Here is a 23,861-nt window from a genome sequence, read left to right as displayed (position 1 = left end):
TCATAGGGTTAAAGCATCTGTTTCTAGTAAGGATTATAAGGAGAAATACACATGGCTTATCAAAATATTTTAGTACCTGTTGACGGTTCAGAAACAGCTTATGCAGCTGTAACAAAAGCAATTGAATTTGCTAAAGCATTCGGCAGTAAAGTCACTGTAGTTCAAGTGTTAGCGCTGGATCCCTATATTGCAGCAGAATATATTTCTGCCAATCAAACCAATGACTTGATTGAACGTGCTCGTACGGCGATTGTAGAATCTCTTGAGGCAGCAAAAGCAAAATTCCATGAACAAGGTCTTGAAGTTGAAACCAAACTTATTGAAGGACAAGTAATTCATCGTGAAATTGTCAATGCAGCTAACGAAACCCATGCCGATCTGATTGTTATTGGATCACATGGCCGTACAGGTCTGAAAAAATTGTTCTTGGGCAGTGTTGCACAAAGTCTGCTAAGCGAATCGCATGTTCCGGTACTGATTGTCCGTCAATAATAGGCCATGGGCTTTCCCATCTTTTGCTAAAGGTGGGAAAAGCTTGATTCACACACATTTTTTATAAAGCATTCATCCACTGATATTGTTTTAAATTAATTTTATCTCCAATCACCATTACCCCTTCTGCCAATAACTTTAATCGCTGGATATTTTCTCCCTGATCATTCAATTTGCTTAGGCTAATTTTTCCTTGAACATTGATGACCCTATGCCAGGGAATTTCCGCTTCTGAATCCAGATGCTTTAAAATATAACCCACTAAACGTGCATGTTTAGGTAAGCCCGCCATGTTGGCAATCTGTCCATAGCAAGCGACTTTGCCGTAGGGAATTAAAGCCACCACTTGCAGGATTTGCCGTGCCAATTCATCACTGGACGTGTTGGAATGTTGAGGCATATATTGTCCTTAAATCATCCTTATTAAACCTTGAGATTTCGTGATTTTTGCATTCAAGCTGGTCGCTTTAAAAGACTTCCAACTCATCATCAAGATGGCTCATCTCTAAGAATATCCCATAGATCATTGATATCTCTCTACTCTAGCATTCACAAGAAATAAAATATAAGAAAGCCCGCTAAGGGGCTTTTTTACTTACGATGATTAGAAATTATCTGGGCTTTCCAGACGTTTCACTACCTGTACCTTCTCTGGGTTATGCATCACTGCTACACCATCTTCGGCTTTCTCATCAATTAACGCATCCGGGTTGTAAACGGTAATGGTTTCATTGCCATTGGCATCTTCACCGACAATGTACTGGAAGCCTTTCTTATTCATTTTATGGCACATGCGTTGATACCAGCCTTTAAAACCCGTAGTTTCTTCATTCGGATTGTAATAAAAGGCATTCATGACCGCAGGCAAACCGAGTCCGCAGACCAAGCCTGAAAGCAGTACCGAAATAAAGGTATAGCCAATTAAAATACTGCTGTATTCAGTTAGTCGTGGAACATTCGCCACGGCAAGTATCAATGCTAATGAGATGCCGCCACGTACCCCACCCCATGACAGAATTGCCAGACTTCCATTATAGCTTTTATTTCTAAAGTTCGGGAAAAATGCGAATGACAAATAGTTTGCGGCAAAGCGTGAAGCATGCAGAATAAAGAATGCGACGATACCGCCCAGAATCAAGCTAATACTTAAATCCAGAATAAAGAGTTCAAGGCCAATCAGGGTAAATAAGAATGAATTGATGATGCCTTCAACGGTATGCCAGAAATGATTGACCTCGCGGATTTCACGTTCCTGTAAAATCTCTTTCCATTTGTTGCCTACTACCAAGCCACCAATAACACAGGCAATAGGTGCCGATGCATGAGCAAATAAGGCCACTAGATAGGAACCGCAAGCCAACAGCGCTGTTGTGAGAATTAAAGATTCCATTTCGTGCTTGCCACGCAGTAATCTTAAAATCCCCAGACCAAAGCCCCAACCAATGATGATCGCAACCACAATCTCATAGAGCAAGGTTTCCAAAGTGCCAATAATGGTAAAGTGTTCACCTTGCAATACATTTAACAAGGTCATAAATACGGCAATACACATGGCATCATTAAACAGTGATTCGCCTTCCAGCTTTACAATCAGATGATGCGGTGCACGTACCGAACTTAACACCCCTTTTACCCCAATCGGGTCAGTTGCACCCAAGGCAGCACCTAACAGTAACAGCACCAGTAAATCGACATGCTTGCCAATCAGAAATTGATAGCCATATAAGGTGACACCAAAAAACACTGCACACAGCACCAGTGCAATACTGGCCAAGATGCTGATCGGCTTCCAGTGACTTTTTAAATCTGAAACTTTAAATTTCAAAGCGGAAGATGTCAGGATAAAACAAATCACCCCATTAATTAAAAAGTCATAAAAATCAATATGACGAACCGCTTCTTCAATATTATGAATATTAATGGTTATAAACTGGTTGCCACTGAGCAGGCTGGCACCCCACTGTAAAATAAAGACAAAAATTGCCGAAACAATGGGTACACCAATCGCCTGAGGGAAACCTAAAATACGCTTATTAAAAATAGTCGTTGCAATTGAAAGCGCAAAAATAACTGTAAAGACTTGAAGAAAAAAGAAATTTCCCATTAAAGTTCCAATTCGAGCGATTCATTGAAATAAAGCGAACGCATCCCAACATTTCCATGTAAATATTTAATTAAATAACATTTATTAACCGAATCAGTTTAACCATTTTTTGCTATGGCATACAAAATAGTTAAGTTTTTTTACATATTTTTGGCAATCATTTAACATAGCCTGAGATCCGCACATTTCGTGTAGCCAGCCTTTTCTTAATTTCTACCTTAAGTTGAATTTATTCATGCATCAAACAGTTAAAACCCTATTTCGGCTTTTTTTTGCAGGAGTAATTTTTCTGATTACTGTGGCTTTATTTTTGAGTATTTTTTCAAAAAGCCAAGAAATTCTAAATGCAGATCAACAGTTCCAGCAAGCCAAGCAGATTTCACTCAAATCTACACCTAGCGAACAATTGGTTCTGGTCTCAAACAATCAACGACCAGATCAGGCGATTTATATTGTCATCGCCAATAATGGTTATATTGCCAAACTCAGCTGTGAGCATTATCTGCAAGATATTTGTACCGATGCCTATAACCAGCAGCATACCCGGCAAATCAAGCAATTAGAGTTATTAAAAATTGGTCAGCAGCATTATATTCAGCAGGTCAGTTATCAAGATAGTCGCACTCAAAAGCAGCAACAATGGTCTTATTCCAAACCACAAATACAGCAATTCTATCAGGCTGATATTTCAAGTTTAAAATACAGCCTGTTAAGCATTGCGTTGTTTGCATGCGCAGCACTTTATGTGTCGATTCGAATTATTCGAAACTTTAAAAAATTTATCCATGGTTAAATAAAAAAGAGGATTTTAAAATCCTCTTTTTCAATCTTAGCCTGGCATTTAAGCTGTTCAAATGGCTTGGTTGAAAGTATCGCAATCGTTGATATTTCCTGACTTCAAACCGGTTTGAAACCATTTCATGCGCTGCTGACTGCTGCCATGGGTAAAGCTGTCAGGAACCACCTGTCCAGTCGCACGTTTCTGCAAATAGTCGTCACCAATTTTATGCGCTGCATCCATGGCTTCTTCAATATCCCCCTGCTCCAGGAACTGAGTACGTTGCTGGTTGTGATGCGCCCAAATCCCGGCAAAACAGTCTGCCTGTAATTCCTGACGTACAGAAAGCTGATTGCCTTGTACTTCACTCGACTGGGCACGGGCTTTTTGCACTTGCGCTGAAATGCCCAACAAGGTCTGAAGATGATGTCCGACTTCATGTGCCACCACATAGGCTTGAGCAAAATCTCCAGCCTGGTCCTGGCGTGAAAGTTCGGTGGTGTTTTGCTCACCGGAAATACCCATTTGCTGACGCATATCTTTAAAGAAAGTGGTATCGATATACACTTTCTGATCGGATGGGCAATAGAAAGGTCCCATTGCAGATTGCGCCGTACCGCAGCCGGAATTAACCACACCGCTAAACATCACCAGTTTAGGAGGAACATACTGGGTATTCAATTGCTGCTGGAACACTTGAGTCCAAGTATCTTCAGTATCCGCCAATACTGTACCAACGAAATCCATGGCTTCCTGCTGCTCCGGCGTTGGATTATCCAGTCCCTTGGTTTCAGCCGGTTGCGATTGTGAAGTCACCTGCTTGGTGGCTTGATAAGCTTGCTGCGGATCGACCCCAAAAAACTTCCAGGCCACAAATGCAACTATAAGCCCTAAAATACTAATACCACCTGCTTTAGCTCCGGCTCCACCACGACGGTCTTCCACATTGGTACTGATACGACGTCCTTTCCAGCGCATAGTGATATTCCTTCTAGTTTGCTTTCAGCTTATTTAGCCAGCCTTTGGATTATGCCTGCTTTGATTTCGGCTTCATCTTCTGAATCATTGCAATCACGATTAAGACCAATAATCCGGCGACAAAACCAATTGCCAGATTAATTAAAGTCGGCGTTACGGCACCAATAATATTGCCTACTGTGGGCATGTGCTGCACATAATCTACCGAATCTTCGGTAAAATGATGAAACCATGGAATGGTATGGGTAATAATCCCGCCACCAACCAGGAACATGGCAATGGTTCCCACAATAGTCAAAGTTTTCATCAGTTTGGGTGCAAAAGCCAGTAAACCACGTCCCACAGTTTGTTTGAAACTCGATGCCTGCTCGGCTAAATACAATCCCAGATCATCTATTTTGACAATCATGGCGACAAAGCCATAAACACCCACCGTCATGACAACGGCAATGGCTGAAAGCACCATGACTTTAGTAGCAAAAGCAGCAGTTGCTACTGTACCCAATGAAATCACCACAATTTCAGCAGATAAAATAAAGTCGGTACGAATTGCACCTTTAATTTTTTCTTTTTCAAATGTGGCTAAATCAGTTTCGATTGCTGTTAACTCGGCTTCAGCCGCTTCTTCAGTTGTGGCTTTTTTATGTTTAAGACTATGCAGAACCTTTTCCACACCTTCATAACATAGAAACAAACCGCCAATCATCAATAAGGGATTGATTAACCAAGGCGCAACCACACTAATCAACAAGGCCAAAGGCACAAGAATGAGCTTATTAACAAAAGAGCCTTTGGCAACACCCCAAACTACAGGAAGTTCACGCTCAGCACGCACACCACTGACTTGTTGGGCATTGAGTGCCAGATCATCGCCCAATACGCCTGCAGTTTTTTTTGCAGCCATTTTGCTCATGACAGCAACGTCGTCTAAAACAGTTGCAATATCATCTAATAATATTAATAAACTACTCGCCATTCTTGTTATCCCTAAAATTTCTATTCTGTATTTTAAAGATAAATATTTAAAAAAACTGTATCAACATCATTAAATTGTTCTTATTTTTTCAATGATCTGTTTTTATAGTGCCTGCCATTCAAAAACATTATGCCGTACAATAAGGCCATTCATCAGCATATACGTGTAGTGCTAATAACTACTTTGGAATAGAGAGATAATGAGTAATCAAGACAATCGTCCTGTTATTTTGACTGGCGACCGCCCAACCGGACAACTTCACTTAGGTCATTTTGTAGGTTCTTTACGTTCACGTGTAGGATTACAGGATTCTCATCATCAACATCTTCTTCTTGCTGATGCCCAAGCTTTAACTGATAACGCCGATAACTTTGAAAAAGTACGCCGCAATATTATTGAAGTAGCAACGGATTATTTGGCGGTGGGCATTGACCCGACCAAGACTACCATCTGTGTTCAGTCATGCTTACCAGCTTTGAATGAACTGACCATGCTGTATTTAAACTTCGTCACGGTGTCACGTTTAGAACGCAACCCGACCATTAAATCTGAAATTCAGATGCGCGGTTTTGAACGGGATATTCCGGCAGGTTTCCTTTGCTACCCTGTGGCACAAGCAGCCGATATTACTGCATTTAAAGCAACCGTAGTGCCAGTAGGCGAAGACCAGATTCCAATGATCGAACAGACCAACGAAATCGTGCGTCGTTTGAACCGTCAGATTGGTCATGAGATTTTGCCTGAATGTAAAGCGCTGCTTTCCAATGTCAGCCGTTTACCTGGTTTTGATGGTAAGGCTAAAATGTCTAAATCACTAGGCAATACCATTGTGCTGGATGCGTCTGATAAAGATATCAAAAAAGCAGTCAATGCCATGTATACCGATCCAAATCATCTTCGTATCGAAGATCCAGGTCAGGTTGAAGGTAATGTGGTATTTACTTACTTAGATGCCTTCGATACCAATAAAGCAGAGCTTGAAGAGTTAAAAGCACATTATCGTCGTGGCGGTTTAGGCGATGGGACGGTGAAAAAACGTCTTGAAGGCATTTTAAAAGAACTGATCGGCCCTATTCGTGAACGTCGTATGGAATTACAGAAAGATCCAGACTACATCATGGACATTCTGAAAACCGGTACTGATAAATGCCGTGACATTACTCAGCAAACCCTGGATGAAATCAAATCAGGTTTGGGTGTGTTCCATTTCTAAACCCTTATAAATAAAAAAGCCCTTGTTTCATCAAGGGCTTTTTTATAGTCAAAAAATGAGCAATTAATCGCGCTAACCTATGGTTATTAACCTGAATTAACACAACTTAACTGAAAGCCTCATGAAATGACTCACCATTCATTTTATGATTTCTTCAATGCTTAGAGCTACCCCTAGTTCTAACATTCTCCTTAACCGAACTGTGCAAACAGATTCGTTGTTCTACGCGATGATCACCCCAATCATTGCGTATTTTTTTGCCTGAAATATGTATAGTCTGAAAGACTCAACTATTTATAAATATTGCTTGTTTGATCAACATTGCATCACAATTAAAAATATAAAGCCCTCGACTTGGCGAGAGTTTTATATTCATGGCTCAAAAACTTGATGATTTAAAAAATTTAGTAACTAAAAAGATGTTTATCCAGCGGGAATTCAATTCCAATAGATGCACCACCATCACTACCCTTCACATCAGAATCACTGACCCAACCATTGATTTTTAATGGGATATCCGGTTTAAGGTAATGTGACCAAGTTAAATCTAAAGCTTTAATTTCATCTTTTTCAGGAAAAGCCACATTGGTCAATCGTGCAGACTGATTTACTTTTGCCAGCAAAACTCGACCATTCAAGCGATTCATGAGGTCAAAACGAATACTTCCGCCAGCAGAGATCATTTCACCATCTCCACCCATCGCATGACCTAGTGGGAAACCATGCTGGTAATAACCATCCTTATAGGTAGAATGATTATAAGAGATCCCAAGTGCATCGCCATTGGTACGTGTATCTGCCCATTCCGTATAGAGTTGATAAGGCATATTTCTAAAACTAGAAGAGTAATCCACACCAGCTAGATACATTTTTTTGGAGGGTAAACCACCTGCTTCATCTTCACCCACATACTGGCCATATACACTCATAGGGATAGAGAGCAGTGGCTGTAAATTCAAACGTGCATCAAACCCGGCAATTTGGTTAGAAGGATCGGGCTCACCGGTTCCCCCATTATCTTTATTGCCAACAAAAGCATCCCAAAGCGAGCTTAGACTTTCAGGACGTCCTTCCCCCCCCCACTGAATTGCACGCGAAGCCCCCAGTTCAAAATATGCTAAGGGTTGAGCCGTTAATCGCAACCCGACTAACTTGGCATCTGGCACCGCAGTATAGTGATCGAGCTGACCTGCAAAAGCTTGATATTGCCACGGACCCACCCAAGACAGCCATTTATTTTCAAATGCTTTCTGTTCTGCACGCTGTGCGGTAAAACCATACACCGGACGACTTGCATCACCACGGATTAGACTGCCATCCTGTCCTGGCCCCCAATAGGTCGGTATTTGACCCGCAATCAGCCATTGATTCCATAATTTTCCGGCAATGTATGAACCCTCTACATTGACGTCTTGATCATTATTAATTTGTTGATCTTGTTCTGCATTAACACGAATTTTTGCATCCCAGTTGTCACCGCCGGCATTAAACTCCAAAGCAGCCTGAAATTGCGATTTTGTTTTATCAGCAAAATTTTGAGGAATATTCTTTGCATCAGATTCAGCATATAGGCCCGCTTTTAACTTATTATTATCTGCTTTTAACGCAGCTTGAACGGAATCAATCACTTTCTGCTGGGTCTTATTGACAACCTTGGCTGAGGCAAGCACACGTTGAATTTCATCCCCGCTCATTGGCCAAGTTGATGTACTAATTTGAACCACACCCTGCTGATTCAGCCAGTTCAAATCCGTTCTCAAATTCTCATCATTTAAAATCAAACCTTGAGCAAAAATGCTAGAAGATGCACTTATCAGCGTCGTTACAAATAGTGTTTTTTTCGCGAACATTAGCTTTACATTCTGATGACTTAATTATACAAGTACCTTATTTACTTTAAGCATTTTTTGCAATGATCAAATTTATTATTGTTGTAATTATCTATAAAAAAACCCGCACTTAAGCGGGTTCTTTTCATTCACAATTTATGCATGTTTATGACGCATATGTGGGAATAAAATCACGTCACGGATACTTGGTGCATTGGCAAATAGCATCACCAGACGGTCGATACCAATACCTTGACCTGCTGTTGGAGGAAGACCATATTCAAGTGCTTCAATGAAGTCAGCATCAAAATGCATCGCTTCATCATCACCCGCGTCTTTTTCAGCAACCTGTGCCTGGAAACGTTCAGCTTGGTCAATCGGGTCATTCAACTCAGAGAAACCGTTCGCCAATTCACGACCACCAATGAAGAATTCAAAACGGTCAGTGATATGCGGATTGGTATCATTACGACGAGCCAATGGAGAAGTTTCCGCTGGGTATTCGGTAATGAAGGTTGGTTGACGAAGCTTCGTTTCAACAGTTTCTTCAAATACGATGGTTTGAAGTTTACCCAAGCCAAAACCAGGTTTCACTTGTTCTTTCAGTTCTTCCTGAATGAATTTCGCCAGGAATTCACGGTCAGATACATTTTCTGGAGTGAATTGCGGGTTATGTTCAAGAATGGCATCAAACATTGAAATTTTCTTGAATGGACCTTTGAAGCTATACACTTCTTCGCCATAAGGAACATCGGTAGAACCCAAGATGTCGATGGCCAATTTCTCAAGCATTTTTTCAGTGAGTTCCATCAAGTCTTTATAGTCTGCATAAGCTTGATAGAATTCAATCATGGTGAATTCCGGGTTATGACGTGTTGAAACACCTTCATTACGGAAGTTACGGTTAATTTCGAATACACGTTCAAAACCACCCACCACCAGGCGTTTCAAGTAAAGCTCAGGTGCAATACGCAAGAACAATGGCATATCCAGAGCATTGTGATGGGTTTCAAATGGACGCGCAGATGCACCACCTGGAATCACATGCATCATCGGCGTTTCCACTTCCATGAAGCGCTCATTAATTAAATAGTTACGAATCCCTGCAACTACTTTGGCACGAATTTCAAAAGTTTTACGTGTTTCTTCGTTTACGATTAAGTCTAAATAACGTTTACGGTATTTAACTTCGGTATCGTTTAAACCGTGGAATTTGTCTGGAAGTGGACGTAAAGATTTGGTCAACAGTTCAAAATGTTCAATATGAACATACAGATCACCCTTACCTGAACGACCAATATAACCTTCAACGGCAATAATATCACCCAGGTCCAGGCTCTTGATGGTTTCCAGTACTTCAGGTGCAAGTTCTTTACGTGCAACATAAAGCTGAATACGTCCAGTCATGTCTTGAATCACGATGAATGAACCACGGTTCAGCATCACGCGACCCGCTACTTTGACATGAACCTGCTCGCCAGCTTCAATTTCTTCTTTAGACTTATCAGCAAATTGTACTTGTAAATCTTGAGCGTAATCTTCGCGCTTAAAGGTGTTTGGCCAAGGGCTAGTTCCCTTTTCCTGAGCATGTTCTTCAATATGCTTTAACTTGGCATGACGCTGTGCAATTAAATCGTTTTCGGAAATGTGTTGTTCAGAAGTCGATTGAGCGTTATGTTGCGTCATCTCTGCCTCGAATATGTGTAAAAAACGGAAGTTGCATAGCATAGCAGATTTAGTATAAATTTCGAATGACTTATTGCCACTCAAAAGCATTGATTTGCTAAAAACACTTCCTTTCACTTATATTTTGAGGCACATTTTTAAGCTTCTGCTAATTGTTTAACAATCTCAAAGCCCTTCTTAAATCCGTTACCCATCATTTCCCTATATTCTCTAGGACTTTCCAGTTCCACCCTCAATCTGGTTTTTCCGTGTAAATATTCCAGAAAATACTTTTCCAAACTCCCGCTCCATTTTTTAACTTCTGCACCGTCTAAATCTTCAACACCCTCTCGAAGCACACCTAAATCTTTAAAGATCAATGCTTTAAATTCCTCCATCTGCTCAATGGTAGACACCATGCCATTCCTGTCAGCATCCAGAAATAGTGTTTTACCATTCACCTTCCAATCCGAATGAATGCTGGAACTGGGCAAAAATAATAGGTTCATTGGCTATAGTTATCTGGGTTCCATAGCACCTGCCGTACTTTTTAAGGGATGGCTGCAATTAAAATTGCATAATTTAATGTTTCCATAGAGTGGCCAACTCTCTAAAACATGCTGTCCATGAAAGTAGAAAAACCATTTTTTACATCATAGCTACATTTTGTTATTGAATACTGAGTTGAACAATTAACAACTCTAAGTATTTATTTTTAATAAAAAATTTATTTTGTAATTGAATTTATTAGATTGATCTGAAATACACCTTAGACCAAAAGCTAACTTCTTTGTTCAGCCAAGTCCCTTACAATAGATTCAAGAAAAATAGTTGAAAAGTAATCTATTCGACTGTGTCTATCTTTGTGAATAAAGAAAGTATGAACTAAAAAAATGACGACATGCCCTTTAAAAATCCTATTTTTGCATGGACTCGATTCTTCGCGTGAATCAGCCAGATTCCATGCTATTAACGCCGATCATAAATATTGTATCGACGTAGATTATCGTAACCTGAATTTTCAAACCGTCGCTAATTTTTACCGGGAAATTATTGCCAAAATTCAACCTGAAATCCTGGTTGGTCATAGCTTGGGCGCTTACTGGGCGCTTAAAATGTCAGCTCTATATAAAATTCCAGCAATTATCGCCAATCCCAACCTAAGTCCAGATTTTCGTGCCGATTATCCACCTATTAATGAAGATGATCTGGAACACGATATTGCGCAAATTGCCTATCTGGAATTAGGTGATGAAGAACTGGATATGTATGCTGTACAACAGCAACTTGAACCTTATATGCAGGTTCAGGCGGTCGAAGGTGGACACCATCGTTTAGCCAGTCCAGAAAATATCAATGGTCTGCTTCAGCATATGCAGACATATTTTCTGAAAAAATAAAAAAGCCTTGGAATAACCAAGGCTTTTTTTACATCCGCTTAATTAAGCAACAGCTTGTTCCGGCTGCGATTTTTCATCTAATACCGACCAAATATCTAAGCCCAGGTCATTATGCAAATCTGGCAAATCCAGAAAAACACTTGCCCCTAAAACTTCATGCTTGCATTTATTCACTAACTGTTTGACTGCTTTTAGCGTACCGCCAGTGGCTAATACATCATCCACAATAATGATTTTTTGCGCTTGGACATCAGCCGACATTTCCAGACGGTCCATGCCATATTCCAGGCTATAACCAACGCCAACCACTGGTGGTGGTAATTTTCCTGCTTTACGAACCAGCAATAAACCTTTACCCAAACGTTGCGCCAATAAACTTGCAAGTACAAAACCGCGTGCTTCAACCGCGACAAAACTGTCGACTTCTGCCAATTTTTCAGCAGGAATACTGGCAACTAAAGCATCAGTTAATAACTCAATGTTTCCCATAAATAATGGAGTCAAGTCATAAAAACAAATACCTGGTTTAGGGAAATCCTGAACAGTACGAATGTTAGACCACAAAGTTGTAGACAGATTGCTCATGGGAGAAAAGTATTTTAAAAGAGAATATATGAATTTTAACGCTTTATTAGGCCTATGACCAGTCAGCGCTTACTTTTAAGCCATAATAAAAATAATCACAAAATTATAACCTACTGATTTATTGAGTTAATTTTTTAAATAAATAATAGGTATAGATTTATTCAATAATATAATAACAAATACAGTATTTTTTTTCTGCACGACCTTAGTCTAAAAAGACTAATCCCTTCACTTTGCACAAACTCCGCTGCACAGCCCTCATTTAGCCATATATTGATCTGGATGAATGACTTATATTGCTAAACTCACGCTTATTTCCTTATTTTAAAGACAAGTTTTGTCCTCCTCAGCAATTCTGCTTTCAAATTCTGCCCTTAAACTCCGATATTCGCTTTACATTAGCAATAGAACTGCGTAAAAATTTGCTTGAATATGTACATCGAAAGTCATATCAATCGGTTCATGCTGTATATAAAATTTTACTGACGGCATATTTTTGAAAAGTCAGTGTTTTGGAGAGTCAAATGAAGAAATATCAATGCATCGTTTGTGGATGGATTTATGACGAAGCTGAAGGTTGGCCACAAGATGGCATTGTCGCGGGTACAAAATGGGAAGATATTCCGGATGACTGGACTTGCCCAGACTGTGGTGTATCAAAAGTTGATTTTGAAATGGTAGAAATCTAATTATTGATACTAAAGACCATAGTGAATGGTCTTTTTTTACGTCTTATTAAAGAAAAACAGTCTGGAGAATAATATGCATCCTATCGTCATCATTGGTTCTGGTATGGCCGGCTATACCGCAGCACGTGAATTTCGCAAGCTTAATCCCAAGCATGAGCTGGTCATGATCTGTGCAGATGATGCGGTAAACTATGCCAAACCGACGCTTTCAAATGCCTTAGTGGGCAACAAGGCACCTGAGCAAATTGCCTTGGGCGATGCAGCTAAAATGGCAACGCAACTGAATATGCGTATTGAAACCAATACCTGGGTGAAAGCAATCCAACCGGTACAACATCAGCTTATTGTAGAAAAAGATGGCCAACAAAGTATTCAGCCTTATGCCAAGCTGGTTCTTGCAGTGGGTGCTCATCCGGTTCGCGTAGCCATTGCAGGTGATGGCAGTAATGACATTCATGTGGTCAACAATTTAGATGACTACAAAGCATTCCGTAAGAATCTGGATCAACATCACGACAAACGTGTGGTGATTCTGGGTGCCGGTCTGATTGGCTGCGAATTTGCCAATGACCTGCAAAATACCGACCACAAAGTGATCGTGATTGATTTGGCACCCCTGCCCTTGGGTCGCTTATTGCCAGGCTATGTTGCAACATCCTTCCAGGAAAAACTTGAAGATATTGGTATTCACTTTGAATTGGGTACTACCGTTGAAAAAGTACTGAAAGTTGAAAATGGCGATTATCAAATTACATTAGCCAATGGTCATTCGGTAATTGCCGATATTGTACTTTCTGCGATTGGTTTACACCCGAGTCTGGAATTGGCAAAAACTGCGGATATTCATTGCAGCCGCGGCATTTTGACCAATAGTCATCTGGAAACCAGTCAGCCTGATATCTATGCGATTGGCGACTGTGCTGAAGTGAATGGTTTGCTGCTGCCTTATGTTATGCCCATCATGCAGCAAGCACGCGCTTTAGCGAAAACCTTGAACGGTGAAAAAACCCATGTTCACTATCCAGCCATGCCAGTTGCGGTAAAAACGCCTGCGGCTCCCCTGACGGTACTTCCTGCACCTGTAGACGTTGAAGTCACCTGGGAAACTGAAGAACTTGAAGATGGCATGATTGCCAAAGCCTTGGACAGTCAAAACACCTTGCGTGGTTTTGTCTTATTGGGCGCGACTGCAGCAAAACAGCGTTTAGCTTTGACCAAGCAAGTTCCTGACTTGATTCCTGCTGCGGTTTAAGGTTTTAATACCAAGGACATTTTTTCAGCAAAATGTCCTTTTTTAGGAAAACAACAATGAATAGCGCACTCAATTTTACCGGCTCTCCCTATACTTCATTTATGCATGAAACCAGAGTCAATCTGGGCAATGGTGTTGAACTGCATGTTGAAATGGGGGGAAATCCTGAACATCCGGCAATTATGCTGATTATGGGTTTAGGTGCGCAAATGTTGTTTTGGCCTGATTTTTTCTGCAAATCACTGATTGATCAGGGTTATCGGGTGATTCGTTTTGATAATCGGGATATTGGACTATCTTCTAAAATCCGTCATTCAGGACCACGACTCAACACCTTGAAATTGATGGGTCGTTTTGTCTTAGGTCTGGAAAATCAGGGTGCACCTTATAACTTATATGATATGGCAGAAGATGCCGCGCTACTGATTGATCGTTTGGGACTGGAACAAGTCTCTGTGATTGGCGCTTCCATGGGCGGCATGATTGCACAGATTCTGGCAGCCAAACATCCGCAGAAAGTCAGTAATCTGGGCCTGATGTTTACCAGTAACAACCAACCGCTGTTACCGCCGCCTTTTCCCAAACAGCTGTTTAGCCTGATTGGCAGACCTGAATCGACTGACGAAGAAGGCATTGTGAATCATAGCGTAAAAGTATTTAACATTATTGGTTCCCCTGGATATATCAACCAACTGGAAATTATTCAGACTGCGCGCAAATTATATCAACGAAGTTATTACCCAGCGGGTGTACTTCAACAGTTTTTAGCAATATTATGTACAGGTTCTTTGCTACAATTGAGTAAGCAAATTCAGCAACCTACCCTGGTGGTACATGGCTCTCGTGATCGTTTACTGCCACCGAGTCATGGCAAAGCAGTTGCAAAGGCAATTACTGATGCGAAATTTGAATTAATTGATGGAATGGGGCATGATATCCCACCGCATTTTATTCCATATCTGAGCGGATTATTTGCTGATCACTTTAAATCAAAACATTAGGACACTATGGCTGCATTACCATCTTTAAGACAGCTGTCATACCTCGTTACACTGTCTGAAACGCTGCATTTCACTGAAGCTGCGCGCCGTTCATTTGTGACCCAGTCGACTTTGTCAGGCGGGATCATGGAATTAGAGCGTTTGTTAGGTGGAGTCCTCGTTGAACGCGACCGCCAAAATGTACGTTTAACTCCGCTTGGCGAACAGGTTGTTGCCCGAGCCCGTGTTCTATTGGCAGATGCACAAGACCTGATGCGTTTAAGTCGTGAAATGAGCGAACCTTTAACGGGTGATTTACATTTAGGAATTATCCCTACGATTGCACCTTTTATTTTGTCGCAACTTCTAGATGAAGTGCATAAGCAGCTTCCTAAAATTCAGCTGCACTTACACGAAGCACAAAGTGAAAAAATTGTCGAAAAACTAGAACACGGCAATTTAGACATGATCGTGTTGGCATTGCCTTTTGACACGCGTGGTTTAAAAGTTGCCGAAATTTCTAAAGAAAGCTTGTATTTGGTTTACCATAAAGCTGACCAGAATGCCCAGAATGCCCGCAGTTTAGATGATCTGGATTTATCCCGCTTAGTATTACTTGAAGAAGGCCATTGCTTGCGCAATCATGTATTAAGTGCCTGCCCAATTGGTGAACGTAAAAATGATCATCGCTTAAAAGCAAGTTCATTACCTACATTGGTAGAAATGGTTTCTTCAGACTTGGGCTTTACCCTGCTTCCTGAAATTGCACTTCATACCAATATGATTAAAGCCAATCCGGATCTAGTGGTGAAACCGATAGAAGCAGCACCAAGTCGTACCCTCGCCTTGCTGACACGTAAGAGTACGCCGCTGCAAAGCGAGTTCGATGTACTGCTGCAGATTTTGCAAAAAATCACGCAAAATCCTCATTAAAAGATTCAGTCGATGAAAAGGAGCAACTGCTCCTTTTTTTATGCTCGAATAAAAGTATCCAGGCTCATTTTCCTATGTCATGCCTTATTTTTTTCATAAAAAAAGGTTTACCAAAAAATGGTAAACCTGCGAAGTTAAAGATGCCTTTTCATCATACATGGATGTACTGAAAATTAACCTCAAAAAAAGTAATGTTTTTCTTTACTACATGAGGTAATAAAAAGTGAGATGACTTTAAATCATTATTCATGTGCTTTATATCCCTAAAAATAGGTATTTTTATACTAAAAAATAAAAAATTGAGCAAAATACCATCACAAACAATAAGGAATATATAAAAAAATTAAGAATTCACTTGTTACAGTCAATAAATTAAAGAGAACTTAGAATATTGAAATCTGTCTCATTAGTATTTTTTATTCAATTTAAATATCCTAAATACAATTCAAAATCAAAAAAATCCAAATATAGTAGTAGTCTTATATAAATATTCCATATTGTACATATACTTAAATTTACTTTAATGATAAAAATTCACTAGTTTTGGGGATAGTCGTTTCATTGATTTTATAGCAAAGTGACCAGATAAAATACAAAACCAGTGTGAGTACAATCTTGTGGGTGAACTAACATTACCCGTTCCCATCATGATGATCGAGGATCAACCTACCTTTAAGCATAGATTAGAAATGATTCTAATGGGATTGGGCTATCCGACAGAATTAATGATCAGTACCCAAAATCTTGCCGAAGCTGAAGCATTGTTGCAACAGCATTTGCCCAACCTGATTTTTATTGATCTGGAACTGAACTCCCCAGCAAAGCTACGCTTTATAAAACAGCTGAAACAAATCCATCCAGATAGCTATGTAATTGCAATATTAACTGAACAGTACACCGCATTACTCTTCGATGCCATTCGGTCGGGTGCACAAGGCTATGTTTTTCATCATCATACTGAAGCAGAAATGATCAATAATATTAAAAGCATTCTACGTGGAGGTGCTCCTCTTCATCACAATTTAGCCCAATATATTTTGTCTCGTCAGACTAAATATAGTGAAAACAAATCCGAGCTTGAAGAAAAGACCGTACTCGCCTTAACCAGCATTGAATATAAAATTTTAAATCTGGTATCGGCAGGTCTAAATTCACAGCAAGTAGCAGATCAAACCAATATTCCTCTGTACAAGATTGAAGGTAATATTAAAAACACCTACAGAAAAATTGCCAGCTTGGAACATTAATTTTTTAAATTTATAAGGATTTGTCCTTAGATTAAAAACAATCAAGGAGTCCAAAGACTCCTTGATTTGATGTTACCAAGGCTGGTCTAAATTATTTGATCATCTCTAATAATATCCGCTGTGCATTATGTGCTGCTTCCCCTTCGGCGACTTGCGCACGTAACCAGGTGCCATCACTTTGCAGCAACCATGCTTGCTGGTTATCTTTTAAATAATTCAGTAAACCTTGTTGGTAAATACGTTTTTTCAATACTGAGTCTTCAATCGGGAAACATGCTTCCACTCGGTTGAACAGGTTACGGTCCATCCAGTCCGCACTTGAACAGTAAATCCGACTATCACCACCATTTAAGAAGTAATAGACACGAGTATGTTCAAGGAAACGTCCGACAATGGAACGTACCCGGATATTTTCCGACAAACCTGCCAAACCAGGACGTAAACAGCAGATGGAACGAATAATTAAATCAATTTTCACCCCGGCTTGAGAGGCTTCGTATAATTTATTAATCAGCTGCATTTCCGTTAAGGCATTGACCTTGACAATAATTTGCGCAGGTTTCCCGGCTTTGGCATTGGCAATTTCATCATCAATAAAATTAACCAGCTGCGCGTGCAGGGTAAAAGGAGCATGCAATAACTTTTTCAGTTTTGCCATTTTCCCCATACCGGTCAGTTCCTGAAAAATGCGGTGCACATCTTCACATAGTTCTTTATCTGTGGTTAATAAACCATAGTCGGTATAGATACGGGCATTACCTGCATGATAGTTACCGGTACCCAAATGCACATAGCGCACCAGCTTATTGTTTTCACGGCGTACCACCAGAATCATTTTGGCATGGGTTTTATAACCAACAATGCCATATACCACCACTGCCCCTGCTTCTTGCAGCACATTGGCTACTTCAATATTGGACTCTTCATCAAAACGGGCACGCAATTCAATCACGGCCGTCACTTCCTTGCCATTACGTGCTGCTTCTGCCAATACCTGCACAATTTCAGAATCTGCTCCACTACGGTACAAAGTTTGCTTGATCGCGAGCACTTGCGGATCACGTGCTGCTTCACGCAGCAAATTAATCACTGGGGCAAAAGATTCAAAGGGATGATGGAGTAAAATATCCTGCTTCTGCATGGCAGAAAAAATATTTTCAGATTTTTTCAGGACTTTAGGAATAATAGGCGTATGCGAGTCATAACGTAAATGTGGACGTTTAAAATTCGACAATAAACGGGCAAGGTTTACCGGACCTGCTACCTTGTAAAGCTGTTCTTTGTCGAGATCGAATTCATCCAGCAAATATTCGTAGATATGTTCGGGACAATTTTGAGTCACTTCCAAGCGTACTGCACGGCCAAAACGGCGCGAGTTCAATTCCCCTTTTAAGGCTTTGGCTAAATCTTCGACATCTTCATTTAAAGCTAAATCTGCATTACGCGTAACACGGAATTGATAGCAACCTGTCGCCGTCATACCGGGGAATAAATCTGAAACATGCTCATGAATAATGGCGGATAACATCACATGATGCTCTTTGCCATCAGTGAGTTCATCCGGTAAGCGTACTACACGCGGCAATGAACGCGGTGCAGGAACTACAGCCAAATCAATCTGACGGCCAAAGGCATCCTTACCTTCCAGCGTGACAATAAAGTTTAGGCTTTTGTTCACCAAGCGCGGGAAAGGATGGGCCGGATCAAGGCTGATTGGGGTGAGTACAGGAGCCACTTGCTCTTGGAAATACTTTTTAATCCAGGCAGATTGAGCAGGTGTAAGTTCTCCACGGCGCAAGAAACAGATGTCTTCTTCACGCAGTTTCGGCAGAATTTCTTCATTTAAAATACGGTATTGGCGCTCAATCGCATCATGAGCAGTTTTGGAAATACTGTCCAGCACCTGCTTAGGCGTTAGACCGTCCGGCGTATGGCTCTCATTACCTAAATCCAGTTGCTCCATCATCCCGGCAACACGAATTTCAAAAAATTCATCCAGATTACGGGAAAAAATAAGCAGGAAATTCATCCGGTCAAGCAAAGGATGCAAAGGATCGACCGCTTGTTCCAATACCCGCAAATGGAAGTCGAGAATAGAAAGCTCACGATTAATGTAGCGATCATTATATGCATATTCTATTTGCGCCGGAGTCGTATTAGCAGCCGTATTCATACCCTAACCTATGATTATTCGAAAGTAGTCCGTATCTTCATAAGTATGCTTCAAATTTATGACAATTTCATAAAAAAAGCCCAAATCACTGGGCTTTTTTAAAATAAATCCTAAATTAGGGAATATGGCTATAGCGCATATATTTTTGAATCATACGTTTACGATATTGCAGTTTTCTATCATCACGATGATCTTGATAATATTTAGGGTTGGGTAAAATGGCAGCGATAAATGCCGCCTGTTCACGCGATAAATTTTTAGAACTCTTGCCAAAATAATGTCGGGTTGCCGCTTCTATCCCATAAATATTGTCACCGAACTCGACCGAGTTCAGATACACTTCCAGAATGCGCTGTTTTGACCACATCCGTTCCATCATCCAGGTTGCAACTGCTTCCTGGCCTTTACGCAGGAATGAACGTTTATTGTATAAAAACAGGTTTTTGGCCAATTGCTGAGAAATGGTTGAACCGCCCGCAACCACTTTGCCCTTATCTTTATTGCGTTCTAAGGCGAATTGCATGCCTTCCCAGTCAAAACCTTTATGCTGCAAAAATTTCCCGTCTTCCGCGGCAACCACGGCATGTTTCATATAATCACTGATCTGATCATAATCACGCCATTGGTGTTGAATCGGTTTCGAAGAGTCGGACCAGTAATCCAGACGCATCATCATGGTGGTATCGACCGGATGAGTTCGCCACCACATTAAACTTGCAAAAATCCAAAGTTGAACCAAAAGCACTAAACTGACAAGTATTAACAAACTACGAACAATAAAAGCTTTCATGTCAGTGAGTTACTCCAAAAATCTGTTTTTTTCGTGCTAAGCTTGAGGCTGAATATAGCAAAGATTATAAAAGAATAGCATGGCCAAACTTTCTCCCCCTCCTATTCAAAGCAAACTCGATATCCAGCTTTGGTGGCTGACAGCAGTTTTTATTGCCATCAATGTCGGTTTGTTTCTCTGGCAAGTCCTGAGCGGAGTGAATATTACTGCTCCAAGCCTGGTCGATGCTATTCATTGGGGAGCTGATTATGCACCTTTAACCTTTTTAGAGGAACCCACCCGCCTGTTTAGCAGCATGTTTTTTCATTTTGGCCTGATTCATTTAATGTTGAATATGTGGGCGCTGTATGTTTTTGGCAGCGTGGCAGAACAGCTTTTAGGCCGGTTCTATTATTTGGGTCTTTATATTCTTGCCGGCCTGATGGGAAGTTTACTCAGTGGCCTGATCGATATTCATAATACCTTTGAACTGCTGCGCAGCAATGATGCCAGCCTGCTTCCCACCGTGAGTGCAGGTGCATCGGGTGCAGTCATGGGCATAGGCAGTGCATTGACGGTTTTATCCCTATTGCCTCTATTACCTAAGCAACGCTTTATTTTAGATAAGAAAACCTTGCTGATGATTATGGGCATCAATTTATTGATCGGCTTTAGCATGAGCGGAATTAACAATGCCGCACATATTGGCGGCATGCTGATGGGTGCCGTGCTCACAGCGATTTGGTATATGGGACAACGAATACATAAACCGAATTTGGCCATAGTTGTGGGCCTGGCGGTGGGCATAATCAGCTGTTATCTGCTCTATGCTTACTGCATGCAACAAGTCCAGATTCTGGAACCGGTTTGGCGGCAAATATTGGCCGCCATGCGGGCACAACTACATTTTTAGATTTTCTTTAATAGACTTCTTTTATAAATCACAACATTCAATATTAGTTTTTCTAACTCAGCACTACCTCATTTGATTGTTTAAATTTTTATGTTTTCGTGTAGGTAAGCTTTCTACTTTTGAAAGGTCAAAATGAGGATCTCAAAATATATTTTGAGTCCGCAAGAAAAACCTTTTGTTTCCCATACACAACATCCTGAGCCAGTTTTAAGCACTGCTTTAAAATGCAGCGCAAGGGATGAGAAACATGTGGCCTCCATGCCACACTCATGAATCAAATACCTGGCAAAATTTATGATTATTTTGGTGAAACAAACAACTTATTAGTCTTAAAAAATAATTCATGAAAATTATCTAATCTCCATTTTTATATTCTCACTTATTTCTTTTGAAGATTAATCCATTATTGATTCATCTCGCGCAAACTTTGCAGCGGTGGAATATCACAGAGATAACTCAAACGATAGCGTCCAATCAGGGCACACAGTAGCGTCATGAGTATCGGTAAAATAATCCAGATTTGCCAATGTGCCTGAATGATCAGATTCATTTTATAACTGGCAATGGCACTGATCACTTCTGCAAACAGGCAGGATACAATTCCTGCCATCAATCCCATAAAGCCAATTTCCAAGGTCATCATCTGTTTAAGCTTTTGTTTGGAGCTGCCGAATGACCGCAGCAAAGCCACTTCACGTTTACGTTCGTCCATCAACAGGTTTAAGCAGGCAATTAACACCAGAATCCCAGAAACACTGACCAACAGTGCCAGAATGCTGACAATTTGTACCAACACATTCACCAGGCGTTTGACTTCATCCAGAATCAGGCTGACATCAATAAAAACGGTATTGGAAAATTGCTGGATCACTGCCACCATCTGGTTTTTATCTTGTTCTGGCACGTAAAAACTGCCTAAATAGCTGCCGGCATTTTCATCCATGGTTTTAGGTGCAAAAATAAAGAAAAAATTCGGACTAAAACTTTCCCACTCCACACTGCGCAAGTTCACCACTTTAGCTTGAATCTGGCCTTCAGGTAGACTAAAAGTGAGCCGGTCTCCGATTTTGATGCCCAGCTCTGCCGCGGTTTTGGCTTCAACCGATACATCGCCAGCATGTTTGAGTACTGCTGTACCTTGCACAATTTTATTGTCTTCCGGATATTCCGTGGTCTGGGTTAAATTCAGTTCACGGCGTAATGAATTATTGCTTTTGACCAGATCAGCTGCAAAGGGCTGATCATTTTTGGCCACCAGGCGACCGCGAATATTCGGATATAAAGGCGTACTTGGCCAACCGTGCTGCTTGATCTGTGCCTTAAAAGCAGGCATATCAAAGGGCGGCAGGCCATAAACAAACTGATTGGGAGTGCCTTCAGGCAATTGTTGCTGCCAGCGCTCCAGCAAGTCTGTTCTTAACACGGTCAACACCGTCATCAGACTCAGGCCGAGTGCCAAGGCAGTAATTTGAAAAGCCGTTTGATACGGCACCCGCACATAGGCTGAAATCGCCCCTTTCAAGCCTTTGATGAATTTTAAACAACCCCAGATCAATAAATAGAGTAGCGTACACAGCAGTACAATTGCCCCCATCACCCAGGCGGTCAGCAGAATATTTTCTGTCAGCACGATACTGAATAACGCCAAGCTGGCTGTGCCCATTAATAACATCCAGAGCATGGATTGCACTGATTTTTCCTGCTGACGTATCACACGAATTGGCGGGGTATTGAGTAATTGCCATAAACTGGGAACAATAAATCCCAGTAACACCACGGCACTGGTCAGCATGGCCACTGGTAATGGCCGCAGCAACATCTCCCATACAGAAAACTCCATTTGTAAATTGGGAATCAGCTGTAGCATCAGTTGCAACAAACCATAGCCTAGCGCCACCCCAGCCAGACTGCCAATCAGCATCGCGACCAACAGTACCACAGCCAGTAAGGCCAGATAGGCATTGAGAATCTGCCCTCGTGTCGCACCGATGCAACGCATCAATGCAATATTGTCCTGATTTTGTTGCACATAGCGCTGGCTGGTCAAAGCAATGGCAATTCCGCACAGTAAAATGGTCAGAATGTTGCTCAGCTGCAGGAAGGTATCCAGATTGGCAATCGGCTTCATTAAACGGGTATTGCTTTCGCTGGCATTGCGTAATCTTAGGCTATTTTGCTCATCCAGCATTTGCGCATCTTGCGCTGTTTTCGGCAACGTGGCGTGCTGCTGTTGCTTAAAATTCTGTTCAAACTGCTTCGTTTGCTGTGCATCTCCCGCCATTAATAAACGATATTCGGCACGGCTACCCACCTGAATGGCATTGGTTTTCGCCACATCAACCTGAGAAATCATCACCGTTGGCGAAAAGCCGGAAAAACCCAGTTCCTGATTGGAGTCATGCGCAATTTTTGCGGTGATCTTAAATTGACTATCTGCGATATTGACCCTATCCCCCACTTTTACATGCAATAAATCCATGGCCCGTGGACTCATCCAGACTTCACCGGACCAAATAGTTTTGGCCGCTGGCAGTACCCGAAGTTCCCCGCGCAAGGGAAATGCCTGGTCGATGGCTTTGACATTGACCATGACAAACTGATCTTGAGTATGTGCCATCGAACTGAATGCAGTGACTTGGGATTGTCGTAGTTTTAATTGTTCGGCCTGGTCGTGCCACTTTTTTTCCAGCGGCTGATTGTCTGTAAGCACCAGATCCGCTGCCAGCATTTCTGCGGCCTGTAAGGCCACGGCATTTTGAATCTGTTCATTGCTAAATTTCAGCGCCGTGGTTGCACTAATCGCCAGTGTCAAGGCAATGATCAGCAGATAAATACCGGTGCTTTTAAAGCTTTGGCTCAGCAAGGGCCGAAACAGTGGATTCATT

20 protein-coding genes and 1 pseudogene are annotated in these 23,861 nt (G+C 41.2%); 10 read left to right on the top strand and 11 right to left on the bottom strand.

Annotated elements, in window-relative coordinates; genetic code table 11:
• The first annotated feature begins 51 nt into the window (after positions 1-51).
• Positions 52-492, top strand: a complete 441-nt coding sequence (locus LZZ98_RS00790; protein ID WP_086176199.1) for a universal stress protein — start codon at positions 52-54, stop codon at positions 490-492.
• Between the two features lie 61 nt (positions 493-553).
• On the opposite strand, the gene LZZ98_RS00785 is transcribed toward LZZ98_RS00790, so the two are convergent.
• Both LZZ98_RS00785 and LZZ98_RS00780 read right to left on the bottom strand, forming a co-directional pair.
• Entirely contained in the window at positions 554-892 is a 339-nt protein-coding gene (locus tag LZZ98_RS00785) for an MGMT family protein (RefSeq protein ID WP_237786240.1), read from the bottom strand.
• A gap of 204 nt (positions 893-1,096) precedes the next feature.
• Positions 1,097-2,596 carry a cation:proton antiporter gene (locus LZZ98_RS00780; protein ID WP_086176202.1) on the bottom strand — a complete coding sequence of 500 codons (1,500 nt, stop codon included), beginning with the start codon at positions 2,594-2,596 and terminating at the stop codon, positions 1,097-1,099.
• A 235-nt stretch (positions 2,597-2,831) separates the two neighbouring features.
• On the opposite strand from LZZ98_RS00780, the gene LZZ98_RS00775 reads away from it, so the two are divergent.
• Positions 2,832-3,389, top strand: a complete 558-nt coding sequence (locus LZZ98_RS00775) for a hypothetical protein (RefSeq protein WP_237786239.1) — start codon at positions 2,832-2,834, stop codon at positions 3,387-3,389.
• A gap of 57 nt (positions 3,390-3,446) precedes the next feature.
• On the opposite strand, the gene ypfJ is transcribed toward LZZ98_RS00775, so the two are convergent.
• Together ypfJ and LZZ98_RS00765 are read right to left on the bottom strand one after the other, a co-directional pair.
• Positions 3,447-4,352, bottom strand: a complete 906-nt coding sequence (gene ypfJ, locus LZZ98_RS00770; protein ID WP_237786238.1) for a KPN_02809 family neutral zinc metallopeptidase — start codon at positions 4,350-4,352, stop codon at positions 3,447-3,449.
• Between the two features lie 49 nt (positions 4,353-4,401).
• Positions 4,402-5,328 (bottom strand): DUF808 domain-containing protein, encoded by a 927-nt coding sequence (locus tag LZZ98_RS00765; protein ID WP_237786237.1) that lies wholly within the window; start codon positions 5,326-5,328, stop codon positions 4,402-4,404.
• Between the two features lie 199 nt (positions 5,329-5,527).
• On the opposite strand from LZZ98_RS00765, the gene trpS reads away from it, so the two are divergent.
• A complete protein-coding gene (trpS, locus tag LZZ98_RS00760; protein WP_237786236.1) occupies positions 5,528-6,541 on the top strand; it encodes a tryptophan--tRNA ligase in 1,014 nt (337 codons plus the stop codon).
• Positions 6,542-6,945: 404 nt separating this feature from the next.
• Here the strand turns inward: trpS and LZZ98_RS00755 are convergent, their stop codons facing one another.
• The 3 genes and pseudogenes from LZZ98_RS00755 to LZZ98_RS00745 all read right to left on the bottom strand — a co-directional run bounded on the left by LZZ98_RS00755 (position 6,946) and on the right by LZZ98_RS00745 (position 10,573).
• Positions 6,946-8,391, bottom strand: a complete 1,446-nt coding sequence (locus LZZ98_RS00755; RefSeq protein WP_237786235.1) for a capsule assembly Wzi family protein — start codon at positions 8,389-8,391, stop codon at positions 6,946-6,948.
• Positions 8,392-8,526: 135 nt separating this feature from the next.
• A complete protein-coding gene (gene lysS / locus LZZ98_RS00750) occupies positions 8,527-10,056 on the bottom strand; it encodes a lysine--tRNA ligase (RefSeq protein ID WP_237786234.1) in 1,530 nt (509 codons plus the stop codon).
• Between the two features lie 137 nt (positions 10,057-10,193).
• Positions 10,194-10,573, bottom strand: a pseudogene (locus LZZ98_RS00745) (SRPBCC family protein).
• 355 nt (positions 10,574-10,928) lie between these two features.
• Here LZZ98_RS00745 and LZZ98_RS00740 point away from each other — a divergent pair.
• A complete protein-coding gene (locus LZZ98_RS00740; protein WP_237786233.1) occupies positions 10,929-11,435 on the top strand; it encodes a YqiA/YcfP family alpha/beta fold hydrolase in 507 nt (168 codons plus the stop codon).
• A gap of 42 nt (positions 11,436-11,477) precedes the next feature.
• On the opposite strand, the gene LZZ98_RS00735 is transcribed toward LZZ98_RS00740, so the two are convergent.
• Positions 11,478-12,020 (bottom strand): adenine phosphoribosyltransferase, encoded by a 543-nt coding sequence (locus LZZ98_RS00735; protein WP_086176209.1) that lies wholly within the window; start codon positions 12,018-12,020, stop codon positions 11,478-11,480.
• Positions 12,021-12,544: 524 nt separating this feature from the next.
• Here LZZ98_RS00735 and rubA point away from each other — a divergent pair.
• From rubA to LZZ98_RS00710, 5 genes are all read left to right on the top strand, one after another.
• Positions 12,545-12,709 carry a rubredoxin RubA gene (rubA, locus tag LZZ98_RS00730; protein ID WP_005179369.1) on the top strand — a complete coding sequence of 55 codons (165 nt, stop codon included), beginning with the start codon at positions 12,545-12,547 and terminating at the stop codon, positions 12,707-12,709.
• 73 nt (positions 12,710-12,782) lie between these two features.
• Positions 12,783-13,961, top strand: a complete 1,179-nt coding sequence (locus tag LZZ98_RS00725; RefSeq protein ID WP_237786232.1) for an NAD(P)/FAD-dependent oxidoreductase — start codon at positions 12,783-12,785, stop codon at positions 13,959-13,961.
• 56 nt (positions 13,962-14,017) lie between these two features.
• Complete coding sequence (estB, locus tag LZZ98_RS00720; RefSeq protein WP_237786231.1) at positions 14,018-14,962, top strand: esterase EstB; 945 nt, start codon at positions 14,018-14,020, stop codon at positions 14,960-14,962.
• 6 nt (positions 14,963-14,968) lie between these two features.
• On the top strand, positions 14,969-15,874 hold the full coding sequence (gene oxyR, locus LZZ98_RS00715; RefSeq protein ID WP_237786230.1) for a LysR family transcriptional regulator OxyR: 906 nt from the start codon (positions 14,969-14,971) through the stop codon (positions 15,872-15,874).
• Between the two features lie 617 nt (positions 15,875-16,491).
• On the top strand, positions 16,492-17,121 hold the full coding sequence (locus LZZ98_RS00710; RefSeq protein ID WP_237786229.1) for a response regulator: 630 nt from the start codon (positions 16,492-16,494) through the stop codon (positions 17,119-17,121).
• 91 nt (positions 17,122-17,212) lie between these two features.
• Here LZZ98_RS00710 and ppk1 read toward each other — a convergent pair whose 3' ends face one another.
• Both ppk1 and mtgA read right to left on the bottom strand, forming a co-directional pair.
• Positions 17,213-19,294, bottom strand: coding sequence for a polyphosphate kinase 1 (gene ppk1, locus LZZ98_RS00705; RefSeq protein ID WP_237786228.1), 2,082 nt, complete (start codon positions 19,292-19,294; stop codon positions 17,213-17,215).
• Positions 19,295-19,409: 115 nt separating this feature from the next.
• Positions 19,410-20,084: a monofunctional biosynthetic peptidoglycan transglycosylase gene (gene mtgA / locus LZZ98_RS00700; protein WP_086176215.1), complete on the bottom strand. Its 675-nt coding sequence runs from the start codon at positions 20,082-20,084 to the stop codon at positions 19,410-19,412.
• A gap of 79 nt (positions 20,085-20,163) precedes the next feature.
• Here mtgA and LZZ98_RS00695 point away from each other — a divergent pair, with 79 nt between their 5' ends.
• Positions 20,164-20,976: a rhomboid family intramembrane serine protease gene (locus tag LZZ98_RS00695; protein WP_237786227.1), complete on the top strand. Its 813-nt coding sequence runs from the start codon at positions 20,164-20,166 to the stop codon at positions 20,974-20,976.
• 403 nt (positions 20,977-21,379) lie between these two features.
• Here the strand turns inward: LZZ98_RS00695 and LZZ98_RS00690 are convergent, their stop codons facing one another.
• Positions 21,380-23,860: an ABC transporter permease gene (locus LZZ98_RS00690; protein ID WP_237786226.1), complete on the bottom strand. Its 2,481-nt coding sequence runs from the start codon at positions 23,858-23,860 to the stop codon at positions 21,380-21,382.
• Position 23,861: the final 1 nt, after the last annotated feature.

This window comes from Acinetobacter sp. SM34 (genome assembly GCF_022012365.1).
Lineage (GTDB): Bacteria > Pseudomonadota > Gammaproteobacteria > Pseudomonadales > Moraxellaceae > Acinetobacter.
Note: the sequence above shows the minus strand (reverse complement) of the source record. Positions and strands in the feature narration are given on the sequence as shown.